At 63.9% G+C, this 23,958-nt stretch carries 23 protein-coding genes; 22 read left to right on the top strand and 1 reads right to left on the bottom strand.

The genetic code is table 11. The features are described from left to right. Positions 1-110: 110 nt before the first annotated feature. Entirely contained in the window at positions 111-2,555 is a 2,445-nt protein-coding gene (locus tag BN1056_RS02510) for a serine/threonine-protein kinase (protein ID WP_210578785.1), read from the top strand. 21 nt (positions 2,556-2,576) lie between these two features. On the opposite strand, the gene BN1056_RS02505 is transcribed toward BN1056_RS02510, so the two are convergent. After that, on the bottom strand, positions 2,577-4,181 hold the full coding sequence (locus tag BN1056_RS02505) for an OmpA family protein (protein ID WP_210578784.1): 1,605 nt from the start codon (positions 4,179-4,181) through the stop codon (positions 2,577-2,579). Positions 4,182-4,646: 465 nt separating this feature from the next. Between BN1056_RS02505 and BN1056_RS02500 the strand changes: the two genes are divergently transcribed. The 21 genes from BN1056_RS02500 (at position 4,647) to BN1056_RS02400 (ending at position 23,949) form a co-directional block, all read left to right on the top strand. Continuing rightward, positions 4,647-5,102, top strand: coding sequence for a hypothetical protein (locus tag BN1056_RS02500; protein ID WP_210578783.1), 456 nt, complete (start codon positions 4,647-4,649; stop codon positions 5,100-5,102). Between the two features lie 147 nt (positions 5,103-5,249). Further along, a complete protein-coding gene (locus BN1056_RS02495; protein ID WP_210578780.1) occupies positions 5,250-6,023 on the top strand; it encodes a hypothetical protein in 774 nt (257 codons plus the stop codon). Next, complete coding sequence (gene cpaB / locus BN1056_RS02490) at positions 6,020-6,778, top strand: Flp pilus assembly protein CpaB (RefSeq protein WP_210578777.1); 759 nt, start codon at positions 6,020-6,022, stop codon at positions 6,776-6,778. Before BN1056_RS02495 ends, cpaB begins: the two co-directional genes overlap by 4 nt. Then, on the top strand, positions 6,775-8,487 hold the full coding sequence (locus BN1056_RS02485; RefSeq protein ID WP_210578775.1) for a CpaE/TadZ family protein: 1,713 nt from the start codon (positions 6,775-6,777) through the stop codon (positions 8,485-8,487). Before cpaB ends, BN1056_RS02485 begins: the two co-directional genes overlap by 4 nt. Before the next feature lie 6 nt (positions 8,488-8,493). After that, on the top strand, positions 8,494-8,895 hold the full coding sequence (locus tag BN1056_RS02480) for a TadE/TadG family type IV pilus assembly protein (protein WP_210578773.1): 402 nt from the start codon (positions 8,494-8,496) through the stop codon (positions 8,893-8,895). After that, positions 8,886-10,169, top strand: a complete 1,284-nt coding sequence (locus tag BN1056_RS02475) for a TadA family conjugal transfer-associated ATPase (protein ID WP_244671462.1) — start codon at positions 8,886-8,888, stop codon at positions 10,167-10,169. Before BN1056_RS02480 ends, BN1056_RS02475 begins: the two co-directional genes overlap by 10 nt. Next, positions 10,166-11,092 (top strand): type II secretion system F family protein, encoded by a 927-nt coding sequence (locus BN1056_RS02470; RefSeq protein WP_244671461.1) that lies wholly within the window; start codon positions 10,166-10,168, stop codon positions 11,090-11,092. The genes BN1056_RS02475 and BN1056_RS02470 overlap by 4 nt, the downstream gene beginning before the upstream one ends. Positions 11,093-11,094: 2 nt before the next feature. Then, positions 11,095-11,988 carry a type II secretion system F family protein gene (locus tag BN1056_RS02465; protein ID WP_210578771.1) on the top strand — a complete coding sequence of 298 codons (894 nt, stop codon included), beginning with the start codon at positions 11,095-11,097 and terminating at the stop codon, positions 11,986-11,988. Next, positions 11,981-13,183, top strand: coding sequence for a sensor histidine kinase (locus BN1056_RS02460; protein ID WP_210578768.1), 1,203 nt, complete (start codon positions 11,981-11,983; stop codon positions 13,181-13,183). Before BN1056_RS02465 ends, BN1056_RS02460 begins: the two co-directional genes overlap by 8 nt. Then, the gene (locus tag BN1056_RS02455; RefSeq protein WP_210578765.1) at positions 13,180-13,812 is read left to right on the top strand and encodes a response regulator transcription factor; all 633 of its coding nucleotides are present in this window, start codon (positions 13,180-13,182) and stop codon (positions 13,810-13,812) included. The genes BN1056_RS02460 and BN1056_RS02455 overlap by 4 nt, the downstream gene beginning before the upstream one ends. 151 nt (positions 13,813-13,963) lie before the next feature. After that, a complete protein-coding gene (locus BN1056_RS02450; RefSeq protein ID WP_210578762.1) occupies positions 13,964-14,185 on the top strand; it encodes a hypothetical protein in 222 nt (73 codons plus the stop codon). 379 nt (positions 14,186-14,564) lie between these two features. After that, positions 14,565-15,908, top strand: a complete 1,344-nt coding sequence (locus BN1056_RS02445) for an OmpA family protein (RefSeq protein WP_244671460.1) — start codon at positions 14,565-14,567, stop codon at positions 15,906-15,908. Positions 15,909-15,925: 17 nt separating this feature from the next. Beyond that, complete coding sequence (locus BN1056_RS02440) at positions 15,926-16,645, top strand: pilus assembly protein TadG-related protein (protein WP_342343928.1); 720 nt, start codon at positions 15,926-15,928, stop codon at positions 16,643-16,645. A gap of 65 nt (positions 16,646-16,710) precedes the next feature. Then, the gene (locus tag BN1056_RS02435; protein ID WP_210578757.1) at positions 16,711-17,778 is read left to right on the top strand and encodes a hypothetical protein; all 1,068 of its coding nucleotides are present in this window, start codon (positions 16,711-16,713) and stop codon (positions 17,776-17,778) included. Continuing rightward, entirely contained in the window at positions 17,775-18,458 is a 684-nt protein-coding gene (locus BN1056_RS02430) for a hypothetical protein (RefSeq protein ID WP_210578754.1), read from the top strand. The genes BN1056_RS02435 and BN1056_RS02430 overlap by 4 nt, the downstream gene beginning before the upstream one ends. Beyond that, on the top strand, positions 18,455-19,468 hold the full coding sequence (locus BN1056_RS02425) for a hypothetical protein (protein ID WP_210578752.1): 1,014 nt from the start codon (positions 18,455-18,457) through the stop codon (positions 19,466-19,468). The genes BN1056_RS02430 and BN1056_RS02425 overlap by 4 nt, the downstream gene beginning before the upstream one ends. Before the next feature lie 212 nt (positions 19,469-19,680). Further along, on the top strand, positions 19,681-20,154 hold the full coding sequence (locus tag BN1056_RS02420) for a hypothetical protein (RefSeq protein WP_210578750.1): 474 nt from the start codon (positions 19,681-19,683) through the stop codon (positions 20,152-20,154). A gap of 180 nt (positions 20,155-20,334) precedes the next feature. Beyond that, complete coding sequence (locus BN1056_RS02415) at positions 20,335-21,675, top strand: hypothetical protein (RefSeq protein WP_210578748.1); 1,341 nt, start codon at positions 20,335-20,337, stop codon at positions 21,673-21,675. Positions 21,676-21,734: 59 nt separating this feature from the next. After that, on the top strand, positions 21,735-22,325 hold the full coding sequence (locus tag BN1056_RS02410) for a hypothetical protein (RefSeq protein WP_210578747.1): 591 nt from the start codon (positions 21,735-21,737) through the stop codon (positions 22,323-22,325). Next, on the top strand, positions 22,322-22,930 hold the full coding sequence (locus BN1056_RS02405; RefSeq protein WP_210578746.1) for a hypothetical protein: 609 nt from the start codon (positions 22,322-22,324) through the stop codon (positions 22,928-22,930). The genes BN1056_RS02410 and BN1056_RS02405 overlap by 4 nt, the downstream gene beginning before the upstream one ends. Next, on the top strand, positions 22,927-23,949 hold the full coding sequence (locus BN1056_RS02400; RefSeq protein ID WP_210578744.1) for a hypothetical protein: 1,023 nt from the start codon (positions 22,927-22,929) through the stop codon (positions 23,947-23,949). Before BN1056_RS02405 ends, BN1056_RS02400 begins: the two co-directional genes overlap by 4 nt. Positions 23,950-23,958: the final 9 nt, after the last annotated feature.

The raw sequence follows: 23,958 nt of genomic DNA, 5'->3' as shown, positions 1-23,958 counted from the left end.
CGGCCCGCCGCGCGTCATCTCAACGAGACTTTTCTCTTAGGATGACTGCACCGGACAGGCCGAGTGAGTGCGCCCACGCACCCGCCGCCCCCTACCCCGAGGAGACGCCCATGCCCCCGAACGACGCCGCCGCCCAGCACCTGGGCAGCGCCTATGTGTTGGACGCACGCATCGGCGCGGGCGCGCAAGGGGATGTGTGGCTCGCCCACCGCAACGACGCCCCCGGTATTCCGTTGGCGGTCAAGCTGCTGCGCGCCGACCTGCTGGAGGACGCCGACGTCGTCGAGCGTTTCATCCGAGAGCGCGCCACCCTGATGCGGGTGTCTTCCCCCTACGTCGTGGGCGTGCAGGACATGGTGATCGAGGGCAGCCGCTTCGCCATCGTCATGGACTATGTGGGCGGCGGCACCCTGCGGGGTCTGCTCAATGAGCAAGGGGTGCTGCCACCCGCCGAGGTGGCTCGGGTTGGGGCTATGCTCGCGAGCGGACTGGCCGTCGTTCACGATGCCGGCATCGTCCACCGTGACATAAAGCCCGCCAACGTGCTGATCTCCCCACCGGGCGGGAGTGCCGATCCGGCCGACGGCGATGACACCGTGGTCGGGCAGGGCGCCTGGACGCCCCGACTCGCGGACTTCGGGGTCGCCCGCATCTGTGACACGGTCGCCTCCTCCCACGCCACCGGCGCCATCGGCACCCCGCTGTACATGGCCCCCGAGATCCTCGACCCCGCCGCCCCCACGCCGGCCGCCGACGTCTACTCCCTCGGCGTGCTGTTGTACGAGGCCGCCTGCGGCATCACCCCGTTCGTCGGTGCCCCCTCCCAGGTGCTCGCGCAGCACGCCCGCCGTGCCCCCGGCCGCCCCGACGGCGTGCCCGATGCCCTGTGGAGTGTGCTGGAGCGCATGCTCGCCAAGCAGCCGGCCGCCCGTCCCAGCGCCCGCGAGATCGCCGCCGCACTGCGAATGGCCGCTCCCGCGCTGGCGGGCTGCGCCCCCGCTCGCCGCCTGACTGTGCCCCCGCCGTCCGCTCCCGCGGCCGCGCCCTACCTGTGGGCTGACGACGCACTGCCCGGTTCGGCGACGGCTCCGACTGAGGCGGACCCGGTCGCGCCCGAGGCCGGGACTCCTCCCACCGCCTCGCTGGCGCTGCCGCCGACGGCGGTCGCCGCGGGCGAGCCCACACGCGTGTCCGCCGCACCCGCCGCAGCTGAGGCCGGTGCGCAGTCCCGGTTCTCCGGCGCCCCGCAGCCGCCCGCCCCGCCGGCCGACTGGGCGCCCCCGAATGTTGGAGCCGTGTCCCGACCGGAGCCACGCAGCCGCCGCACCAGGCGCGCACTTTTCGGTGCTATCGCCGCGGTCGTCGTGCTCGCCGTCGCCGTCGGCGGGGTGATCGTCTGGCGACACCGGACCGTGGGCGCGCCCGGTCCCACCGCCGTCGCCGCACTGCCCGCACAGGCCGACACGATCGAGCTGCAGCGAATCACCGATGTGGATGAGTACCGCCTTGCGCCCGATCACGGCGCCCTGGCGGCGGAGACCAGCTACAAGCACTGGTCGCTGTACGACCTTGACGCCGCAGGCCGGGCCCCGGTCTGGTCCGGCGACTGCGACTCGGCGGGCTTCTGGACCAGCGAGACCTTCCTGTGCGTCCAGGACGACGCCGGGCAGCTGATCGGCCTGGACGGCACCGAGACCGGCGGTGTCCTCGCGTTCGACGAGCGCAAGCAGCTGGGAACCACCGGAAGCGCCGCCATTGTGCTCGACGGCAGCTACTCCGGCTCGCTCGTGGCCATGGACGCAGACGGCGAGCAGGTGTGGCGCCGCGACGGAGGATTCCGTGAGGCACGCATAGGCGCGGGCTTCATCGTCACCTACGAGACCAGCTCCGAGCGGCTGCTCGTGCTCTCCGCGGAAACCGGGGAGGTACTCCTGTCCGAGGCGGCCGAGGACGCTCCCGACTTCGACTCCTACCTGCCCGGCGGCATCGGCATCGACGCGGGCACGCAGGCCTTCTACAAGGTCGATGGCGAGGCGGTGACCGTCTACGACGCCACCGGCACCGAGGTCGGTACCGTGGACGGGGCCGGTACCCGCTCGGATTGGGTGCTCTCCGATGCCGTGAGTGCCGAGCAGCTGGTGGAGCTGCTGCGCAGCGTTGCCGCTGACAGCTCGGTGCATGTGCGCGGCCGAAACGCCGAGGCCGGATTCACCCTCAATACGATCGCCTGTACCGTCACCGGCCCGGATGGGGCGAGCTATGACGTTCCGGAGCGCACCGACGGGGAGGCCTGCGTCATCACCCCGGAGGGGCTCATCGGCAAGGACGAAGGCGTGCTATTCACCATGGGGCAGCCCTCCTCGCGCACAGACGCCACCGGAGACAACGTGATCGCCTACGACCTCGACGACGGCGAGCAGCTCTGGCAGGCGGCCGGCACCCTGGCGGGCGTGCTCCCGGCGTCGGACAACGCCGCCGGCAAGGCCGCCGGGGCCCCGCGCATGCTGGTGGCCGAGGGAGACGACTTGGTCATCCACGCCGTCGTGGGCAAGTAAGCCGAGGCCGGCCGCCGCCGGCTAGGCCCGTGCCACCGGGATGTCGGTCAGGCGCGCGGCCAGATTCTTGCCGGGCAGGTCCAGGGTGACGGTATCGGCGCCGGGGTAGGGCCAGACGACGGGCAGGCGGGTGGCCTCACCGCTCACAATGGTGTACACGCTCCGATTTGTCACCGGGACGTACTCGCCATCGGCATCCAGGTAGTTGGCCGCCAGGTAGCGCGTACCGCCCTGCAGGAGCGTGGGATTGTGGACTCCGGTGAAGGACGCCGGCCAGTGCAGGATCTGCAGCTCGCTGGGCAGGGCGAACAGGCTCACGGTGATGCTGACGTCCTCCTGCGCGCTGAGCAGCAGTGCGCCGGTCACATAGTCGCCTACACGCGTCACCGACTCCATCGACAGGTGGACGGTCTGGTCATTGATGCGCACATCCACGCCGTCGGCGCCCGTGCCCACGGGGCCGACGGAACGGGGCATCTGCCCGGAAGTCGCCGTGGAGGCCTGGTCCGGCGGGGGAGTAGCCGCCGACAGGGCCGTGGCCTCTGCCGGGTTCTTCGGCGTCATCACCACCTCGACTCTGCGGTTGGCGGCGCGTGCCTCGTCGGAGGTTCCCTCCGCGCGGGGGTCGGACTCGCCCTTGCCGGTGACGGTGGTGTCCCAATTGGACAGATCCGTGAGTTCTCCGAGCCGGTCGGTGACCGCTTGGGCACGCTGCTCGGACAGGGTCTGGTTGTAGTCCTCCTCGTCGACGTCGTCGGTGTGCCCCGTAACCGACAGCTCCCCGCCGGACGGGTAGCGATTCAGCTGCTCGACCACCTTCGCCAGCACCTCGTCCGCCTGTGCCGACAGCTCGGTGGAGTCGGAGCCGAAGGTAACGTCGCCGGAGACCGTCACCGTCGTTGAGTCCTCGTCGGAATCGGTGTCATAGGAGCCGTCGGTGGCGACCAGTAGTGAGCTGAGCTGGTAGGGGCCCGGGTCGGCCTCACGGTCGATCTCCGCCACGCTGAGCAGCTCTCCCGCCTCGAAGCCGGCGCTATCGGGGCTGACCACGGGGACGCCCACCGCCACGCCGACGCTGGGGAGGAACAGCTCAACGGTCTCGACGCCGTCGTCGACCGCCTCAAAAACCGGGAACAGTTCCACCGTGGACGTTCGGGAAATGGTGTCGAACAACCCGTCCGAACGCTCGCCGAGCTCGGGGAACACGAGTGACTGGCGCAGTGAGAGCAGACGCATGCCGCGCATGGTGTAGTGGGAGGACCCGCCGAAGACGGAGGAGATAGTCAGCTCGTCGTCGGAGTCGGTGGACACTTCCACGCGCACCAGCGTGTATCCGTCCTGCACCGTGGCGGGACCGACCCGGAAGGTTGCCGCCACACCGTCGAGCGCGGACTCCAGGGCGACGGCGCCGGAGGCGTCGGGGGTCGGCACCGGGGGCGCACTGACCGCGGGGGAGGCTGCGGGATCGGCAGGATCGTCGGTTGACTTCACTACCCGTTGGAGCGGATTGCCGGAGCAGGCGGCCAAGCCGAGGCCGGCTGCGCCCAGCGGCAGGAGGGACAGCAGGGTGCGGCGTGGGAGGCGAGTGGTGCCGGGGGTTTGAGGACGGGATAGGGAGGTGCGCATGAGTGTGCCTTTCTGAGCGTCTTGCGATGCGTCTGTCTTGACGCGGAGACGCTATTGCTGCGTTCGCACGTAACGCGATGGGCAGAACTCAACGACTCCCCGGGTGTACCCGGGTGGCCCGCCGACCATGCCCGGGCGGGTGGGGACTGCTCCCCATGGCAGCTACGTGACGTGGTCGTTAAGTTCAAGGCATCCTGTTCCCGACTCGAAAGCGCATACCGTGCCCAAGCGCAGTCATCTCACCGTCCCGGCTCCAACGTGTCCGACGTCGAAGACGGACGCCCGCGCGAACGGTCGCGCTTCAGGGCAGATCCGGGGCGTATCCAGGGGCATGAGCCCCTGGGGAAAGGGGTCATTCCTGCCTAGCCTGACGGCGGGCGTGTGGATCTGCAGCCTCCCTGGGGCAGAACGCGCGTCCGGGGAGAGCACGCAACGAGCCTCCTCATATGTGCGTCGGAGGAAGGCATGGGACAGGACAACACGTTGTCGGCCGGCAACCTGGCAACGGTCGCGGCGCTTGGGACCGCAGGGATCACGGCACTTCCCCACCTACCCCTGCCGCTGGATGGATCGATTCACCTGGATTCGTTGCTTACCGTGCGGATCCTGCTGCTCGCGGACACGGCGTGGGCACTCGCCGCGAGCATTATCGGAGGGCTGCTGCTCGAACGGCGGGGCAGTGTTGAGCGTGGTCTCAGAGTTGCACACGTGGTTGCCTATGCATTCTTCATCCCGGCAGGAGTTGTCTGCGTACATGTGTTTGCGGGGTATGCCTTTGACGCTGCGCTGGCCCAGACACTCCTCGCGGTTGTCGTCGGGGTGCTGCTGTCCTTGCTGCGTGGCGGAAGCAACACGATGCCGCAGGGCGGCCGGAGCTGGGGTGACCGGGGCGAGAAGCTCGGCGGTGGTCTGCGCTACTGACATCCGCTTCGCGATGTGGCAACCATCTCGTGATTATTTCTTTACGTCCGGGCGGCTAAGCGGATACCGTGACTCACGTGTCCGTTGCGTAGCTGTGACATGGCACCTCGTTGTTCCCGCCCTAGCACACCCCGAGGGGGCCCGCCCGTGATTCTGGTTTCCGCCGTCGCCATCGGTGAACCGGCCGCCGAGAACTGTCGAGTGCTGTCATCGTTAGACGAATCCGTCGACGCGATCTCCGCAGGCGCGGGCGACACACTACTCGTATGCTCCCCCGAGGCAGCGGCCCGGCCATCGTTGATGGCGCGTGAAGTGTTGGCACGTGGCGACGTAGCTCTAGTCACGCTCGCGGGATCGCGCACGCAGCAGGCCCTCCTGGTGCGTGCCCTGAGCTTTCTTTCCCCTTCTTCCTACGGTGTGGCCGGGCCGGTTGTGGACACCGTGCGGGCACAGCTCAAGACCAGGGCGGCCATGTCCTCTGTTACGCGCCTGTCGCAGGCGCGACCGAGCCTGATGCAGCATATCCGTAGCTTCTTCCCGGGTGCCTCCTTCGACGTGGACCTGGTCGGCGGCGGCGTCGATTCCGTCAAACCAATCAAGTGGAACGTACAGGGTGCCGGGGATATCTGCTGGGCAGCGTGCTCGGACTTGGGTGACCTCGCTGTCTCTCTGGTGGGCGGACAGCCCACGATGCTGCTGCCGCCCGCGGACGACTCCCCTTACGGGGCCCGCAAGTGGGCCGAGGTGTCCACCATTGACGACCTGCGACTAGCAGTCAATCGCGCACTGACCGCTGTGCGCACAACGAGCTGCCGTAGCTGCGGCAGAACCATTCCGACGACTGGATGCCCGTTCTGCGGGACCTGGATCCGACCGAACACCCCTGCTTCAACCCCTACTGCTGAGAGGCGAATCCCATGAACCCACGTCAGCGACGCGGAGTACTGCTGCTTCTGGTCACTCTCCTAGGCGCGGCGCTCACCTTCATCGGCGTCGCGGCCTACGTCAGTTCGGTCTCCTCGCAGGTGGGGCCGATGACGCAGGTGCTCGAACTGACCACGGACGTCGAGGCCATGCACCAGATCACGGAGAGTGATGTGGAAGTGGTTGAGGTTCCGCAGCGGTGGGCGCCGGACAATGCGGTGTCCTCCTATGGGCAGGTCGAGGGCTTGGTCACGGTCGGGGCATACGCCACCGGGTCGGTCCTACAGACGGGAATGCTCACCGAACCGCCCGGGCTGGCCGAGGGCAACCGGGAGGTGGCCATCATGGTCGACGCCGAGACTGGCGTCGCCGGACGCATCTCCTCCGGCGACTACGTGGACATCATCGCCACGGTCGAGAACCAGGAGACCAAGGAGCGCACCGCACAGGTGGTGGTGCAGAACGCACTCATTATCAACGTGGGAGTAGCTACGACGGTTGAGTCGGAGGACTCCTCCGGAGCCTTCTCCGAGAGCCAGGCAGTGCCCGTCACCTTCGCACTGTCCACCACGGACAGCCTCAAGGTCGCCTACGCCGAGAGCTTCGCCGTCAAGCTCCGCCTGGCGCTGCGCGGAACCGGAGACAGCGCGCCTCTCACAGACGACCAGGCCACCTACTCCGACCCCGTATCCGCTCCAGCCCAGGCGGCGACGGACCCCAACACTTCAACGATTGAAGGAAACCAGTCATGACCCAGGCCCTACTGATCAGCTCGGACACGCAGACTCCGGCAGCGGTGACGGCCGTATTGGAGGAGCTGGACGGGTTCTCAACGCCAATCGTGCTCGTCTCCGTAGCCCAGGCCCGGTTGGAGTTCCAGCGCAGGGACATCGACCTGGTGCTGGTGGATGAGTCCGTAGAGGACGGACAGGGACTCGCGGCGGTCCGTGAGCTGGCGACACTTGAGCCGCTGATCCCGATCTGCCTGCTGACGACCCGAATGGACGCCGATTCGGTGCTACGCGCCGTCGATGCCGGCGTCAGGGCGGTGCTCCCGCTGCCCCCGTCGGTGGAACGCTATGCGGAACGACTGCGCTCGCTTTCGGCCTGGACCCGTGCCGCGCATGGATACGTGGAGCAGGAGCGCGAGTCACTGGGGCGTCCTGTTGGCCGTGTGGTGGCGCTTATCGGCGCCAAGGGCGGCGTGGGCACCTCCATGATCGCCCTGTCCGCCGCCAAAGCCGCCGCGGGCAGGGGCCGCACGGTCTTGCTGGACCTGGACCTGCGGGGAGGCGACCTCGCCTCCTACTGCGGCATCCGGGTGCGGCACTCGGTGGTGGACCTGGTCTCCGTCGCCGCAGAGCTCGGCGGCCGCGAAGTCTCCGAGGTCGCCTATCCGGTCAGATCCGGCATTGAGTTGCTACCCGCGCCCGAGCACGGCGAGATGGGCGAGGAGATGACCGAGGCCGCCGCCCGGCAGATCGTGCAGGCGCTGCGCTATCAATACGACCACGTGGTCATCGACTGCGGCTCCCGACTGGACGAGGGCACCGCGGGCGCCATGGAGCTGGCCGACACGATCGTGGTGGTGACCACTCCGGAGGTGCCGGCACTGCGCGCGGTACGCCGCTTCAAGGAAACACTCGAACGGCTGGAACTCGCTCGCAGCACACCGCTGCAGGTGGTGCTCAACCGGACCTCGCGTAACAACGAGATTCAGCCCGCCGGTGCCGCAAAGCTAATGGACGCGCCCTTGCTCGGAACCCTGCCGGAGAGCGCGCAGCGCCTGGAACCGGCACTGAACACGGGAACACTGCTGGACCTGGACCTGCCGGTTTTCACAGAGATCGGTCAGGCGGTCGCGGAATTGCTCAACCCGGTTGCCGTACTTGCGGCAGAACCGGTTGGCGCGGCTGCCGTACCCGATTCGCAAACCGGGGCTGCCGGGCTGCCACCGGCCTTCGCGCCCGGAGCGGCAGCTCCGCCGGCGGCTCCCCCACCGCCCTCGCCGTCGCCAGCAGCACCCGTGCCCCAGGGACGTCGCGCCAGGCGTGCGGCGGAGGAGAATGATCACGGTCGAGGCATGAGGCTGCCGTCCATCGGGGGGAGGCGTCGGAGTGCGGAACCCGAATCGGGGGAGCGGGGTGCTACCGCGGTGGAGTTCGCCGGTGCTTTCATCATCGCCCTGGGCGTGTTCTTCCTGTGCTTCGAGCTGCTGCTGTTCGGGGGCGTATCCCTCGTGGCACACAACTCCGCGCAGGAGGCGGCGCGCAACTACGCCGTCGGCATGTCGCATCAGCAGGTTATGGCGGCGGTATCGGAACGGATGCCGGGATCACTCGCCTCTGGGCTGAGCGTGTCCAGCTCGGGTTCCGATGTGCGAGTCAGCATCGAGATTCCCGGAATGATCCCCGGCATTGGCCCGGCAGTAGCAACCGCGCACGTGGAACGGGAGAGGTGAACGACGATGACAATGACAATGCCACGCTGGACCATGCAGATGATTCGGCGGTTGCGCAGGCGTGACGAGGGGCAGTCAGCCCTTGAGCTGGCTGCATTCATCCCAATTGTGTTGATCGTCCTGATCGTTCTCAGTCAGGGGATCGCGGCGATGATGGCGGCCTCGCACGTCCGTGACGCGGCCAGGGACGGCGCCCGCGCCGCTGAGCGGGGAGACTCCGTGTACGCCGCTGTAACCGCATCCATGCCGGACTCGATCGAGCTCGACTCGGTCAGCTCCTGCGGCCGAGGCTGCGTGAAAGTCGCGGGAAGGGCGCCGATCGGCATCCTAGGGGTAGTGGACATAACCCACATTAACCTCAGTTCCGAGGCCACCTTCCGCCAGCGGGAGGGATCGTCGTGGCGCTGAGAGACCGCGTGGCCCCCGAGGCCCTTACCGATGAGAACAACGAACTCGTCAAGCGCTTCCGTGCCCGGCTCCTCGAAGAGATCAACATCGAGGAGATCGCCAGTCTGGAGATGCCGCAGAAACGCGCGCGCCTGGAGCGCGTGTTGGCCCGCATTCTTTCGGTCGAGGGGCCGGTCATGTCCACCCGGAACCGTGCCCGCCTTATTCAGCGGATCGTCGATGACACGGTGGGCCTGGGTGTACTTGAGCCGTTGATCGCAGACGACTCGATTACGGAGATCATGGTCAACGGCGTCCACGACCTGTTCGTTGAACGGAACGGGCGCATTGAGCGGATTCCCGCGGCTTTTACCTCGGAGGAGGAGCTGTACCAGACCATTGACCGGATCGTCTCCACGGTCAACCGCCGGGTGGATGAGTCCAGCCCCATGGTGGATGCCCGCCTGGTCGGCGGTGAGCGCGTCAACGTGATCATTCCGCCGCTCGCGCTGGACGGCCCCACCATGACGATTCGTCGCTTCCCCCGCCCGTTCCGCATGCCCGACCTGGTGGCCCGGGCATCACTGCCGCAGGAGGCGGCAGAACTGCTGAACATGATGGTGCGGGCACGGCTGAATATCCTGGTGTCCGGCGGTACCGGCACGGGGAAGACCACCTTCCTCAACGCCCTTTCGGGCCTGATTCCGGACCGGGAGCGCATCATCACGATCGAGGATTCGGCCGAGCTGTCCCTCCAGCAGAGCCACGTGGTCAGGCTGGAGGCGCGCCCCGCCAACTCCGAGGGCAAGGGGCAGGTCACCATCCGTGACCTGGTACGCAACTCGTTGCGTATGCGTCCGGACCGGATTGTGGTTGGTGAGGTTCGTGGCGGTGAGACCATGGACATGCTCCAGGCCATGAACACCGGTCATGAGGGCTCACTTACCACCGTGCACGCCAACTCCGCACGCGATGCCTTGAGCCGTCTGGAGACGCTTGCCAGCATGTCTGACCTGGAGCTGCCCGTGGAAACGGTCAGGGACCAGATCAACAGCGCCATAGACGTGATCATCCAGCTGGAACGGGATACCACTGGGGCGCGCCGGGTGCGGCAGATAGAGGTGGTTACCTCCGAGCACCGCGACAATTACGCCACTCAGCCGATTATGCGTTACACCGAGACCCGCTCCCAGGGCGGCGTGTTCCGTTTCGAAGCACTGCCTGAGGAGACGGAGACACGCCTGTCGCTGTTGGGAGAACCCCTGCCCGAGGCCTTCGCCGGAGGCACCCTATGACACCGTCGGTACGCGTCATTCTGCTGGTGCTCGTAGCCACCCTGGTGTTTGGCGTCTGGGGAACCACCGTGCTCCTGGACGAGTCCGGGCGCCGCCGGGCCCTGTGGGAGGAAACGGTCGGTGCGCGCGCCACGGGTTCGGAACGGATCAAGCTGATCGAGCGTCGGCTGATCGCTCGTGGTCCGCTGGGGGCGCTGGCACGCAGTATGACAACGGCGGGTGTGAACTGGTCGCCCTTGCTCACGGTTTCCGCGATCGCCGGAGCGATGTTGGCAGTAATGATCGGTGGGCGCCCACTGCTGGGACGTGTTGCCAGCACCGTTCTGGCGCTCATGCTCCCCCTGCTGTTCTGGCAGTGGCTTAGCCGGCGGCGCGCCAAGCGTAAGGAGGACTTCATCGCACAGCTTCCCGAGTTGGCGCGAGTGGTTGCCAACGGCAACTCGGCGGGTCTATCCATCGGGCGCTGCCTGGCGATGGCCGGGCGGGAGCTCGCCGAGCCCGCCGGCGCGGAGATGCGTCAGGTCGCCCAGCGCCTGGACCTTGGCGTGAGCCTGGATCAGGCGTTGCACGAATTGGCTGAACGACTGCCGTCGCGGGAGATCGACGTGCTGGTGCGTACGATCGTGATCCAGTCCCGTACGGGCGGCGCGTTGAGCGCGGCACTGACTGACATCTCCCAGACCCTGGAGGATCGCAAGGAGTTGCGACGCGAGGTCAGCACCGTGATCCTGGGATCATCGGTAGCCGGATATGCGGTGATGGGGATCGGTGTGGGCGCAATTGTGCTGCTGAACATGATCCAACCCGGGCTCCTTGACGAAATGGCGGGGAGCATGGTGGGGCGCGTCATCATGCTGGTGGCGGCGGCCTTCTTCGCGGTGGGATTCGTGCTCATGCGAGCCGTATCGCGGGTGGAGGTATAGGCATGGCTGCGTTGTTTGGAATGCTCGCTGCCACGATGGTGCTGTTGGGAGCCCAAGGGATACGCATGGCGCGTGCGTCTTTGGTGGATGACTTGCTGGCCTCCGGCGAGCAGGCGTCAGCCGAGGTGGCACAGCGCACGGGGCCGTTCACCAGGACTGTGGACCTGTTGGGCCGCGTGACCCAGAGCCTACTGCTCGATTTGTACGGCACGGAGCGGATCAAGCGTTTGGCATGGCAGCTGCGCGCCGCCGGTCAGCCGGCAGATGTCACGGCGCAGACCTTCATTCAGCGCGAGGCCGGCTTCGCCAGCCTGGGCCTGGTGCTCATGGTGCTGGCCGTGCTGAATGGTCAGACATTCATTGGCGTGGTGCTAGGTACGCTGTTCGTATGCTGGATGCACACCTGGCTGCTGCTCACCTTGCGGCGCCGTCAGCAGCGGATTGAGCGTGACCTGCCCGATTTCCTGGATGTGTTCGCCGTGACCGTGTCGGCTGGCCTGCCCTTCCGCGTGGCGCTGCAGCGCGTGGCCGAACAGCACAGCGGGGCGCTGGCTGAGGAGATGCGTCTGACTCTGCGGGAGATGCAACTCGGGGTGCCCCGCCGGCAGGCGCTTGAGGGGCTACGTGACCGTACCCGCTCAGAGAACGTTGCCTCGTTCGTCACCGCACTGCTGCAGTCCGAGGAATTGGGCACGCCGCTAGAAGAGGCTTTGCGGCAAATCTCCCAAGAAGTGCGTCGCGAACGGGGACAGCAGGTACGCAGACAGGCGGCTAAGTCTCAGCCCAAGGTGTCCCTGGTGGTCACCATCTGCATCGTGCCAGGAGCCATTGTGCTTATCGTTGGGGGAATGCTCATCAGCAATATGGATTCGATTTCAGGACTGTTCAATGGGTGAGAATAAGCTGCTCGCCGAGGCGGCGTTGGCGCCTACTGTGCGTGTACTCAGCGATATCAGGTTGGTGTTGTTGCTACTAGTTGCGGCGGTCTGCGCACTGGACTGGACGGTTGTGGTGATCACCCTCTGTGCGGTGCCGTGCAGTTGCGCTCTCTTGTTCCGATGGGGGCGAACAACTAGGCGCATCGTAGGTAGCGTGTACTTCGTTGCATGGGATGGGATCACGGCACTCACGCTGCTGGTAGTTGGGTTCCAATATTCGGGTACACCTGCCGCACTCGCGCTTGGCTACTTACAGGTAACCGCATTCTTGATGGGAATGATCGCCGGTGATAGAGCGCTGGCGGCCTGGTGTGCGTTAGTTACTGTAGGTGCGACTGAGTTAATTCATTACATTCCCCAACTTATAATTATGACGGTCGTTGCCGCAGGTGCCGCTGTGGCGCTTGCCTTGCTGGGGCGCAGACAGACGCAGCAGGTCGGCAGGGTTGAGGCTCTGGCCGCGGACGCGGTGGAGGCGAGGTCTCGGCAGTCAGCTGCGGAGGAGCGCTTAGTACTAGCACGGGATCTGCATGACACGGTGGCGAAATCGGCTGCCGGGGTGCGTATGTTGGCTGAGGCGCTGGTCAATGACCTTGGAGTGGAGAACTCTGCCTATGCGCGCGACGCGAAAGACTTGTTCGACGCAGCAGATTCTTTGAGCTTGGAGGCCCGTTCGGTCCTCGACGAGCTCCGGTCGACGCCGGTGGGAGACATCCGGGAGCAACTGCGCCAGGATGCGGAGACTTGGGGCAAACGCGTCGGCACAGAAGTCTTGATAGATGTTTCTGGTTATGAGGTTGCCAGTGACGCTGAGTTGACTTGGCAGACCCAAAGGGTTCTGGGCGAGCTGCTGGCAAATGTGGAGAAGCATGCAGAGGCTACGAGGGTACACGTGCGGATCGTTGGCGGGGAATCACTTCATCTCACTGTTGACGATAACGGCGTTGGATTGCCCAGGAGGATACTAGAGGATCAATCCAACCTGCGAGGCTCGGGGCACTATGGGTTGTGCGGCGTACGCGAGCGTCTTGCTGCTCTCGGCGGTCGGCTGGAGTTGTCGGTGAGTCCAGATGGTGGCACACGCGCTATCGCGACAGTTCCCCGTGCCTCTGCGTCTAAGAAGATTGGATCGGTAGTAAGGATCTTAGCGTGAAGTTACTGGTCGTTGATGACAACACGATTGTCCGTTTGGGGCTGCGGCGTGTGCTAGAACACGTCGCAGGGGTCGATGAGGTAGCGGAAGCCTCAGACGGTTTGGAGGCTATCGAAAAGGCGCGCAGCTTTGGCCCCGACGTGGTGTTACTCGATGTGCGCATGCCGGGTATGGGTGGCCTGGAGGCTCTGCCCGAACTTGCTGAACGTGCCAGTGTGATCATGATGACCTCGGATGACGATGCCGAGACCATCGCCTCCGCGATAAAGGGAGGTGCCAAGGGGTACCTCATCCATGGAAACTTGGGCGTGGATGAGGTCGCGGGAGCGATTGCTACATGCAGCGGCGGTGGAACGGTGCTCGGGCCGGGCGTTGCCGACAAGCTGACCGTGCAAGTGGCAAGTGTGGGGGACAAGGCACGTCCAAATCCGCTGACTGCGCGTCTGACCGAGCGTGAGGCGGAGGTGCTGGATGCTGCCGCGCGAGGCATGAGCAACCAGGACATCGCCAAGGAGCAGTTCCTGTCGGCTCGAACGGTAAAGAACTATATGAACTCCGCGTATGCGAAGCTGGGGGTCCACAGTCGGGCGGAAGCGGTTCTGCTATGGAAGGAGGCGGAGGACTCATGAACTGGGGACGCAGGTAGGGGCAGTGTTCGGGGCATATGCCCCTATTCGAGGGGCGCCCAGCGCCCGTAGTGTTGACAACGTCAACGGGAACGAGTCCCGGAGTCAACGATCCGAGTTGATGCCTCGGTCTTCTTCAACAGGAGGATACATCATGTCGAATTCAGTTCTCGCCGCTCAGGTCCGTGCTCGTATGTGGCTCGATGATGTCAAGAGGCGTGTCGCGGAATCCGAGGTCGGACAGGGCGCGGCGGAGTACGCCGGAGTGATTGTCGTGGCAGTGATTCTGGTCACGGCTATCATTACTGCGCTGGACAACTACGATCTCGGAGAAAAGATCAAGGGGCAGCTCGACAAGATTTTCGAGGGCCGCTGAGGTCATGTCGACCTCCGGTCTTCTGGGCCGCATGTGTTTGGGCCTGCACGCAGCTGTCGCGCGTGTAGGCCCAAACGCGTGCGGGGTTGCCAGAGAATTAGTTAGTGGCCATGCGCGCGTGAGTGGATTATGTATGCGGTAGGTGGTAGTATTCATGATGGCGCAGTCAGCTAACGAGCGAAAGGGCCGATTGATGATAAAAACAAGTAGACGATTTGCTTTGTTGGCGCCGATCATGTTGGCTAGCCAAGCAGCTGTCTCCGCATGCTCGGACCAAGAATCCCCTGAATCGCGACCATCTACAGAGGCGGGTCAGGCTACAACGTCTACGCCAATTGGCTCTGAGAATAGCGTCGTCCTCAAGTGGGCATGGGAAGCAGTGTCGCTGATTGCTGAGGTGGGTCCTGCGGTGGTGCAGGATGGTTACACGGTGGTGCGATTGGTTGTCGGTACTGACTCTGACGAAAGTGTGCACATCGGGCGCGCGCTCGATGACGGCGGAAGATATACGTATTCGATGTCGGGGCTCAGGCTCATGGTTTTGGAAAGAGCTTTAGTCTTTCCCGAAGTGAATACGAGCACTAAGTTCAGTCACGTAGATATCGCAGAAGATGCCGACCTTGAGTTGTTTCCGGTGTTTGGGGGCGTGCCGGATGGTTTGAGTTCGGTGGATGTGTTTTTGCCGAATGTGGGTGTGGCGCTTGGGGTGCCGGTGGTTGGTGCGGATGAGGCTGGGTTTGATGTGGATGCGGCGTTGGCGGCCGCTGAGTTTGATGAGAGTGTTGAGTCTGGTCCGTTTGAGTTGAATTCGGTGGTTGTGGCGGCGGATGGTTCGTCGGATACGGCCAGTGATGATGTGTCGACGACGGTGAATGTGTCGGGTGACGTGTTGTTTGCGGACGATTCGGCGGAGTTGTCCGATGAGGCGGATGAGGTGCTTGGGGCTGTGGTGGAGCAGCTGGAGCTCTACCCCTCGGGCGGATCGCTGGCGATTACGGGTCATACGGATGATGTGAACACCGATGAGCACAATCAGGATTTGTCGGAGCGGCGGGCGCAGTCGGTGTCGGATCGTCTGGGTGGGCTGGCGGACTTGTCTGGTTGGGATGTGTCGGTGTCGGGTAAGGGTGAGTCTGAGCCGCGGGTGCCGAATGACTCGGATGAGAATCGGCAGTTGAACCGGCGGGTGGAGGTGCTGCTGACTCCCGCCGACCCCGACGAGGCGACCGGTGTGGCTGGTGGTTCGTCTGCCGACTCGGGTGACATGCCGGAGGCGGCCGGGCCGGTTGGTCGTGGTCCGGACGGGGTGGATATCGAGGTTGACGGGGTGCCGGCCCGTATCTCCCTGGACAGCGTCACCAGGGTCGGCGAATACCTGGTCGGTAACGTCGTTTTGAGCGCATCAGAGGGGCTGACCGCTAAGGCACACCGGTTCGTACTGCCGCGCGAGCTCCAGTCTGTTCGTTGGCAAGCGTTGTGGCAGGGTGCGTACAATTTGACTCTGTTGGATGGAGACAAACGCTATCTTCTGGTCGATTACCTTAGTTCGAGTAGCGAGTATTTTACTCCCTTGACTGTCCCAATCGTGTATGACTTAGTCGCTGGTGACTCGAGGTCACTTCCTGTGGTATGGCCCGACTGTGGGGGAGACAAGGTTGTGCTTGATGTGCCCGGAGAAAACGTCCGAGTACGTCTAACGGACATTCCGGTGGTTGACGCGTGATCTGCGAGGGTGTTTATATGCTCGTAGGCTATCGTATGGATGCCTTCCATTTAAATGCGCGAAGATTCGTGTCATGTTTGCGCTGTCGTTTGCGTCGAAACGAATGTGGCGCGATTAATGTTTTCCTAGTAGGTGCACTGGCCGTGATGCTCGCCGTCGGTATGATTATCATCATTCCGCTGGGTGATGCGATTGCGGACCGCCGGAATGCCAATACTGCATCAGACGCGGCGGCGCTGGCGGCGGCCGGTTACTGCGCGGACCGGATCGAAGCTACTTATGAGGATGCACTGCTCGCCACGGATGCGGAAACGTTCTGGAGCTACTTCGGCAAACCGGTCTTTTCCTACTGCTCGGGTGCTTCCACGCAGGCGAGCCAGTACGCGAGCAGCAACGATGCCACCTTGACGTCCTATAACCAGTTGTCAGGTCTGCGTTTCCAGGCATCGGTGCGCATGGACGACGAGATCGCCGAGACCGGCCTGCAGTCCACCTCTACCGCCACCGCCGAGATGAACTTCGAGCAGGGCGTATGCGTGTCTGGAGGCTTACTGGGTGTGTCGTTCGATGGCGCCTGCTACACCCGGCCTGGCGTGGGCTTCGGACTGGACACGAACACTCCGAAAGAGACAGCGGATTCTGAGGACGACGAGGACACTGACGAGGATTCCTTCGACCTGACCGACGACCTGGTCGATTCGGCCGTAGTCAGCACCAAGCTCGTTTCGTCGAGATGAAGCGCCTTCTGCCCAAGCTCCCCAAACATATACGTGCCGAGCGCGGCCTTGGCGGGTACCGGGGAATGATCGCCGTCGTCGCCTTGATCGGCCTCGTTGCGATACTTGCGACAACCGGCACGCTGCAGCGTGGACTGTGCGTGATCGATTCCGATACGTGTAAGACCGTGCCATCCGGCGATGCTACCCCGTCATTTTTCGACACCGGCGCGCTCCCCGCCGCATCTGACGAACGCGCCGTGTTTTTGGGTGCCGGGCTCGATTCGGTCCCGCCCGGCAGCCATAATAGCGTCGCGGGCAGAACAGCGGCGGTTCCGGCGGGTTCATCGCAGTCGCTGACACAGCTTTGGTCGACCTCGGCCGATACTGCGCAGAGTGGGTTCAGCGACGATTCCATGCTGATTGCGCTCGACGACCTTCCATGCGGCACGTCCACTTCCGGACCCTGCGACGTCTGGGAAGGACTGCAGAGCGACTCCACGGCCGATCGGACCCAGGGGGCCGAGCGGCTGTCACTGCTCGGGCTGGACCCCTTCGTCGGAATCGAGTCCGAAACCAGAACACTCGACCTGACATTGTCTAACAGCTTCCTTGCACAGGACGAATCAAGCGACGCCCCGATCTTCTACCGCCACTCGCAGCGCCTGCGCGATGGGGCCACAAGCGAATCCTGGGCGTGGCAGCAGTCCACGGACACCGTTGCCCGCGTGAGCGTCGAGCGCTCTCGAGGCGGTCTCCTCCACTCCGTCACTATCATCGGTGCGAGTTCGGAGAGCGACGACCAAGTCAAGTGGACCACGATCAGTATCCCTGTCACCGACTCCAGCCGGGAAGCGCTGGACCAGTGGGTCTCCACCTTCACCGTCGACGGCCCGAGTCTTCCCGACGAGTTGTGGGAGAGCACCGCATCGGTGGACGCGGATGACGAGATCTTGCTCCGCCTGGTGCACACCACGGGCCAGGTGACGCGTGAGACTCTCTCCGCCGGAGGGGAATTCTCGGGCGTCACCCCGCAGCTTCTCCGCGACGACCCGGAGCATACCGACGCCGACTTGACGGTCACCGCCACCGAGAGGCTCGGTGACCTTGATGCACTTGGGCGCCGTGAGTTCGTGTCCAAGGAGGAACGGTGAACAGACACTCCACGCAGGGGCTCCTGGCGCAACTCGCCGGCATTGTCATCGTGACCACGCCGCTGAGCGCGTGCTCTGGTGGCGGCACCGCCCTGCCGGATACGACTCCCGTCCCCGTGGAGACGGTGCTGACCCAGACTGCGAACGCGAACGGCGTCGCCTTGCAACTCCCCAGTACGTGGGTGACCCACTCACACGCCGAGGATATGACGGACGACGGCACCGACGATGATCCCTGGGCACTCCACATGACCGATCCCGACGGAGACGCCGAGCCGGTTCTGGCCATTAGCGACGCCCTCCCCACCACCAGCGCCGAGCAGGCCTACCAAGCAGGTTCGGCGCTGCTGTCCTCCAGCATCACGGGCTATCAACCGACCGGAGCGTTTACCTTCCCCGAGTCCATAAACTCCGCCGAACCGCAGGATCCGGGCACGCCCGGGGCGGAGGCGACGCCGGAGGAAGACGCAGCAACATCCGCGCCGACGATCGACCAGGCGAGCACGATTGCGGGCACGATCGCACGGATCACCTTCACCTACGAACGAGCGGACGCTGACGCCAGCGGGGCCGCCTGGATCGTGCCCGGGAGCGGCGGTTACATCGTCGTCGTGCTCCTCGCCGACGACGATGCGATCCGTGCCGCAGTAGAGGCATCGCTGACAGAGGACGACGCATGAACCGCTCCTCGCATACCCCTGGATTCAGCCGCCGCCACGCCGTCGGGCTGTTTGCGATGGCGCCGCTGATCGGGATGACCGCATGCTCGGGTTCCTCGGTGATGCCCTCAGGCTGGGAACGTGCCGTCGTCTCCGGAGCCTATGTTCCGGTGCGCAAGAACTGGCAGCACACAGCGGTCCCCAAAGGCATCGGCCTGTTCTCCGACATGTGGCAGGAAACGGCGGCACCCGCACACGTTCTCGCCGTCGGCGTGCCGTCAGCCGGGCTTGATCCACAGGGACTGATGGCCGAGGCCGAATCTGCGCTACGCAGTGGCCTGCCCGGCTTCCGGGTGACCAGCCAACCAGCATCGGCCGAACGCGACGGCACGCAGATACTGTACGAGGACTTTGCCACCACTTTCAGCGGCGCAACCACAGGAAGAATCTGGTTACTGACGGATGAACGGACCTCCGTCGCCGTAATGCTTACGGCGGAGACCCTCGATAAGAGCTACCGCGACGTGGTGGATACCGAGCTTTCGCTACTCCCCAACGACTTGCCCGCCGTCGACAGCGGTTGGGCCAGGGTGGGACGGGGCGCTACGAGTTTCGCCGTGCCGGGCAGCTGGAAGGTTACCGGAGCCCCAGCCGGATCTACGCGCTGGACCGACAGCTGGGCCGATGCCGACCTGGATGGTGCCGCACGAGTGCGGGTGCTACTCGCGTCCGACACGGGCGAGCCCGGCGTGGTCGATGCGCTCGCCCAAATCGAGTCCGACGCGGTAGCGGGTGCGCTGCCTAGATACGCGCGGCTGTCGGAGCCCGTGGAACTTGCCCTCGACGGCCAGGAGGACGCCTCCGGTACTCGCGTGGACTTCGCCTACGGTAACGGCAGAAACTCCCGCGGAAGTCTTTGGGTACTGAAAGTTGCGGATACGGTCAGTGCGATTCAACTGGCTTTCTCAGGGGCCGCCGATGAAAGCATCGTCGCCGGGATGGAGCGGAGCATATGGCTGAACGCAGACTGACGGCCTTTTGCCTGCCACGACGACGGCTGCTCCACGTAGTCGGCGCAGCTGCCTTCGGGGCTGCAGGAACGCTTGCCTCGTGCTCGCCGGATCCTTCATCAGAAGAATCAGGTGGAGGAGTCCGCCTCGCCCAGGCCGGCGATACAAGCTCCGCAGACGCGCCAGGCGTCACCGCCGCGCCCATGACGGTTTCTGGCCAGACGGTAGAACCCGTGACCGGTATACAGCTGACGCTGCCCGGGGAAGCGCAGGCCCTGAAGCCCGAGCGGGTAGGTGACGGTCGAGCCCAGGTCACCTACGTGTGGACAGGCGAGGACGACTGGGGCTATCTGGTGGTCGAGGGACCGCACTCATTTGGCGCCGACGACCAATCAGCCGCGAAGAATGCGGCCAATGCCGAGCGGCAGCGTCTGATAGCGGCGCTCATCACGCCATCCGAGCCGAAGACGCTCGAATGGGACGGCATCACCCAATGCGTGCAGATGACCTGGAACCAGCGCACCGTGCCTCCGGGCTGGTCGCAGGAAACGTCGGTGGACGCAATCGCCCTGTTCTGTGTGGCGGAAGAAGACCGGGCGTACACGGTGGTGGCGTACGGGGCGAGGGGAGCGTTGGAGAACGCGTACGCCTATGCGGCGCTGTGCAGCGCAATGGTGCTGGGGCGCGATGAGGGCTCGGAGGGCTAGGTTGGGGCGTAGACGGGGCGTTCGCCCCTAGTTGTGTGGCATGCAAGAACGTAGCCTGTCTTCCAGTTACATGAATCAACCATGTAAGGGAGTAAAATGACCCCGTTGCGTCGAAAACTAAGAAAAGCATCAGAATTAGGGGCCACGACCGCGGAGTATGCCGGGGTCATAGTTGCGGCCGTGACATTGGTGCTCGCATTGATTGTAGCTGCGACCCCTATTGGGGAGAAACTCACATGTGAGATCGGGTCCGCTCTCGACAAAGTCGTCGGCGGTGAAGGCTATGCCTGCGAGAGTGCTTCAGGTGCGAACAGCCAATACGAAGTTGATCCGTCGGAAATCGCGAAGAGTAGTACTGAAAGAACTAAATCAACAAAAGCTGGTGCGGCGGGAAAGGTCGGGCCTGGTGAGCTAAGTGTCGAGGGAACAGATAGTGTATCCGCAACCAAGACTGAGTACTACGACGGTACGGGCTCGCGCTCTATGCGTACGAGTCAGGAACTCAGTGGCGAATATAGCCTAGGTACCGGTTCGGGAAGCGGTGATGGTGACGCGGGTGATGATCCGTTCTCCGCAGAGGTAGAGCTCAATGGCGGAATTGCCGTGAGTCGAACCGAAGAAAAGACATGGAACTGCGGAGGCGAGGGTGAGCGTTCATGTGAAGACTTTGATGATGCCAACGCGGATGCGGTCGAGGATCAGCTAAACAATCAAGGTATCAGTCGGCTAGGGAATCACGGCAGAGAGATCGACGAAGACCCCGATGCCACGTCTACGTCGTGGAACGTCAAATTGACTTTGGGAGGCAAGGCGTCTGCAACCGCTGACGGGGTTGGCGCTAGCGTGGATATATCCGGTGAAGTAGCGTATACGCGTACGGATTCCGTTGAGAAGGACGGAGACGGCGAGGGGGACGACGCGCATGAAACCTCACATCGCTTCGCATACAAAGGCGAGTATGGTGCGGGGCTTGACGTGGAAAGTGCCTTCGGATTGTCTAACGGAGAAAGCAATAGCTATGCGGGCAGCTATGAGGTCACTTATGATGAAGACGGAAAGCTGAAGACTATTACTTTCACTAGTATTGTTGAAGGGACGCGATCCGGAGGTGTGAGCGCGGAGGATAGTGGGATTAGCGCGGGCGCTGATGGGGAGGCTACGCAAACGTCGACCGTGACTACCACGTTGGATGTCTCGTCCTTGAGTGAATCGGATCGGAAGATTGCTGAGGAGTATGCGAGTTCATCGTTAACGAACGGGGCACTGACGGTGCCGGAGTCGGCCTTGAATCCGAGTCAACCGTCGGATAACGATTTCGATAATCTTCTTTACGAACGTGCAAAAGTGACCCGAATTACCGAGGAAGGGGCAAAGATTACGGAAAGTGGTGGCTTCGACCTTTGGGTGGTAAACTACGAGCGGTCGGAAGAGATCAGTGCAAGCAACACGACGCGCGTCGAAGTCCTTGGTGAGCCGGGGGCTGACGGGGCTCGAAACTACAAGGAGAGTGAACTTCCATGATGGGATGCGCAAGGCGACAAGTCTGTCGCTCGGCGGCTGTTGTGTCAATGATTGCGCCCATGATGCTTGCTGCTACTAGTTGTTCGCCGGGAAACAGTAGTGAGTCCACTGTCGAAGCGAATGCGAGTGCGACGGTGTCTGCGACTGAAACTACGGAAGCGGATGGTGTAAGCGTTGCGGTCGCCGAGGCGGCCCCGGGCCTGACGATCGAGATAGCCGCGGACGCATACACTGCGCCACCGGACACGTATAGTGACGGTCGTCGCGGAGTTACTTATCATGTGGATAATGAAGCCGTGTCTTACACGGTGATAGTGGAGCATTATGAGCCGGGAGGTAAAACTGCCAGTGAGGTTTTGGAGTCTGAGCTTGGTGCATTCGAGTTGCAGGGCGCATCTGCTGGCGTGACACAGAGTGATGTTGCAGTTGAAGGTAGCGAAGCGGCGTATCGACTCGATTGGACGCAAAGTGCGGAGGTGCCTTGGTCCGCGGAGGATGACACAGAGATTGATGTACAGTGTTCCGGTGTGATATTCGACGGACAGGATGGCTATAGCTATGCCGTGTACGTCTATGCAGAAGTTTCTGACGAGGCATCGCTAGCCGCAGTTGCCGACGTCATCGACTCGATCGAAGTGACTCAGCCGTGAAGCGTCGTGCAGCGATTCTCGGGGGCGTGCTGCCGGCCGCGCTCATGCTGTCGGCGTGCGGCAGTAATGGCGGGGGAGGCGCGGCGAGCTCAGCGACTCCCGTGGAAGACGTTCCGCAGCCCGCCAAGCCCATGGCAGGACCTACTGACGACCCCTCGGCCTGGACCGGCATCGAGGCTGCCGACGGCCTGAGCCTTGCAATTCCCGTCGCGTTTGAGGGGCCGGTCACGCACGACGATTGGGGCTCATACACCGACTCCTACGACCTGAACGACGCTTCGGGTACGATGCTTCAGCGGGTGATGCTCGGCGTCGTTGGCGAGGCGACGAGTGCCGACGGCATACGGCAAATGGCTACGTTTACCAACAAGTTTTTGATCGCCGACTATGAGGAGATCAACCGAATCAGCTGGCAGCAGGACGAGAACACGGCGATAGATCGGGTCACCTTCAGATGGGGTGATGACGCCAGCGGCGCCGGCACCTGCTGGTTGGTCGCCAGCAAAGGCATCGTGGCGTTCGTGACGTTATACGGGGAATACTTCGATGACGGGCTGCGTAACGGCATTGAGGAGTCCCTTACCTTTGCTCAGGAGGAATCATGAGCCGGTTGGTTGGGCGCCGTGGCGGTTTGAAGGTCATGGGTGTGGGGGGAGTCGTAACACTGCTGGCTGCCTGCTCCAAGAATGAAAGTGATGCCATGCAGGGATGGGAAACCACCGACGTAGACGGGCTGTCGTTGTTGGTGCGCTCCGACTGGACTCGTGGAGACGTCGAAGGTGAGGTCTGGACGGCGCGCTGGGATAGCGAGGATGGGCAGAATCGACTCCTGGTCGCCAGCGACTTAGAGGCGGACGACGCCTATGCGGCCATCGAGATTGCAATGGATGCGGCTCGCTCCGCCACCCGGGGCTACGCTCCCGTCGGGACTCGTACCGCTGAACGCGTCGGTGATTTGGTCGTCGTCCGTCAGGACTATCGGACCACTTGGCCCCTTGACGGGGACGGGACCGTCTGGTGCATCAGCTCGGGGAACCGGCATGCGTTGGTGGATCTGGCCGGGTCCGGCGTGTCCGCGGAAGAGCGCGACGGCGTCGGCGCGAGTTTTTCGGTCAGTGACTCGTTCGCGCAGGAAGCGAGTGCCGCACCGACGTCGGCGGCGCTGCAGGACGCTCCCGAAGGCACGGCACTGCTGGAGCGCTCGGGCGTGAGACTGGCGGTGCCCGTGGGCTGGTACGACACCGATGGCATTGAGGGCTCCGAGCGGTGGACAGTGGGTTGGGCAATGATCGACGACGATGAGATCATCCAGGCGCGCTTGTTGGTCGCCCCGAGCATGCCGCAAGACTCGGTTTCACTGGCCCTGGCGCAGATCGAAGTCGATCATCAAGCCGGATCCCTGGACGGGTACACCATGCGTTCGCGCACGCCGTTGACGCTCACCGGTATGACAGAGGCGGTGCGCACTGACTTCGTCTCGGGTGATGCTGGCGAGGACCAGGGGTGCCTGTGGGTCTTCACGGATGGGACGACTGTTGCCGCCGTCCAGTACAACTGCCTGGGGCAACTTGACACCTCGGTCCGCGACGCCGTCGAAAGCACATTGGCGTTCGTGACCGCGTGAGAGCGCGCA

This window comes from Actinomyces succiniciruminis (assembly GCF_900002405.1).
In the GTDB taxonomy this organism is placed as follows: Bacteria; Actinomycetota; Actinomycetes; order Actinomycetales; family Actinomycetaceae; genus Actinomyces; species Actinomyces succiniciruminis.
Note: the sequence above shows the minus strand (reverse complement) of the source record. Positions and strands in the feature narration are given on the sequence as shown.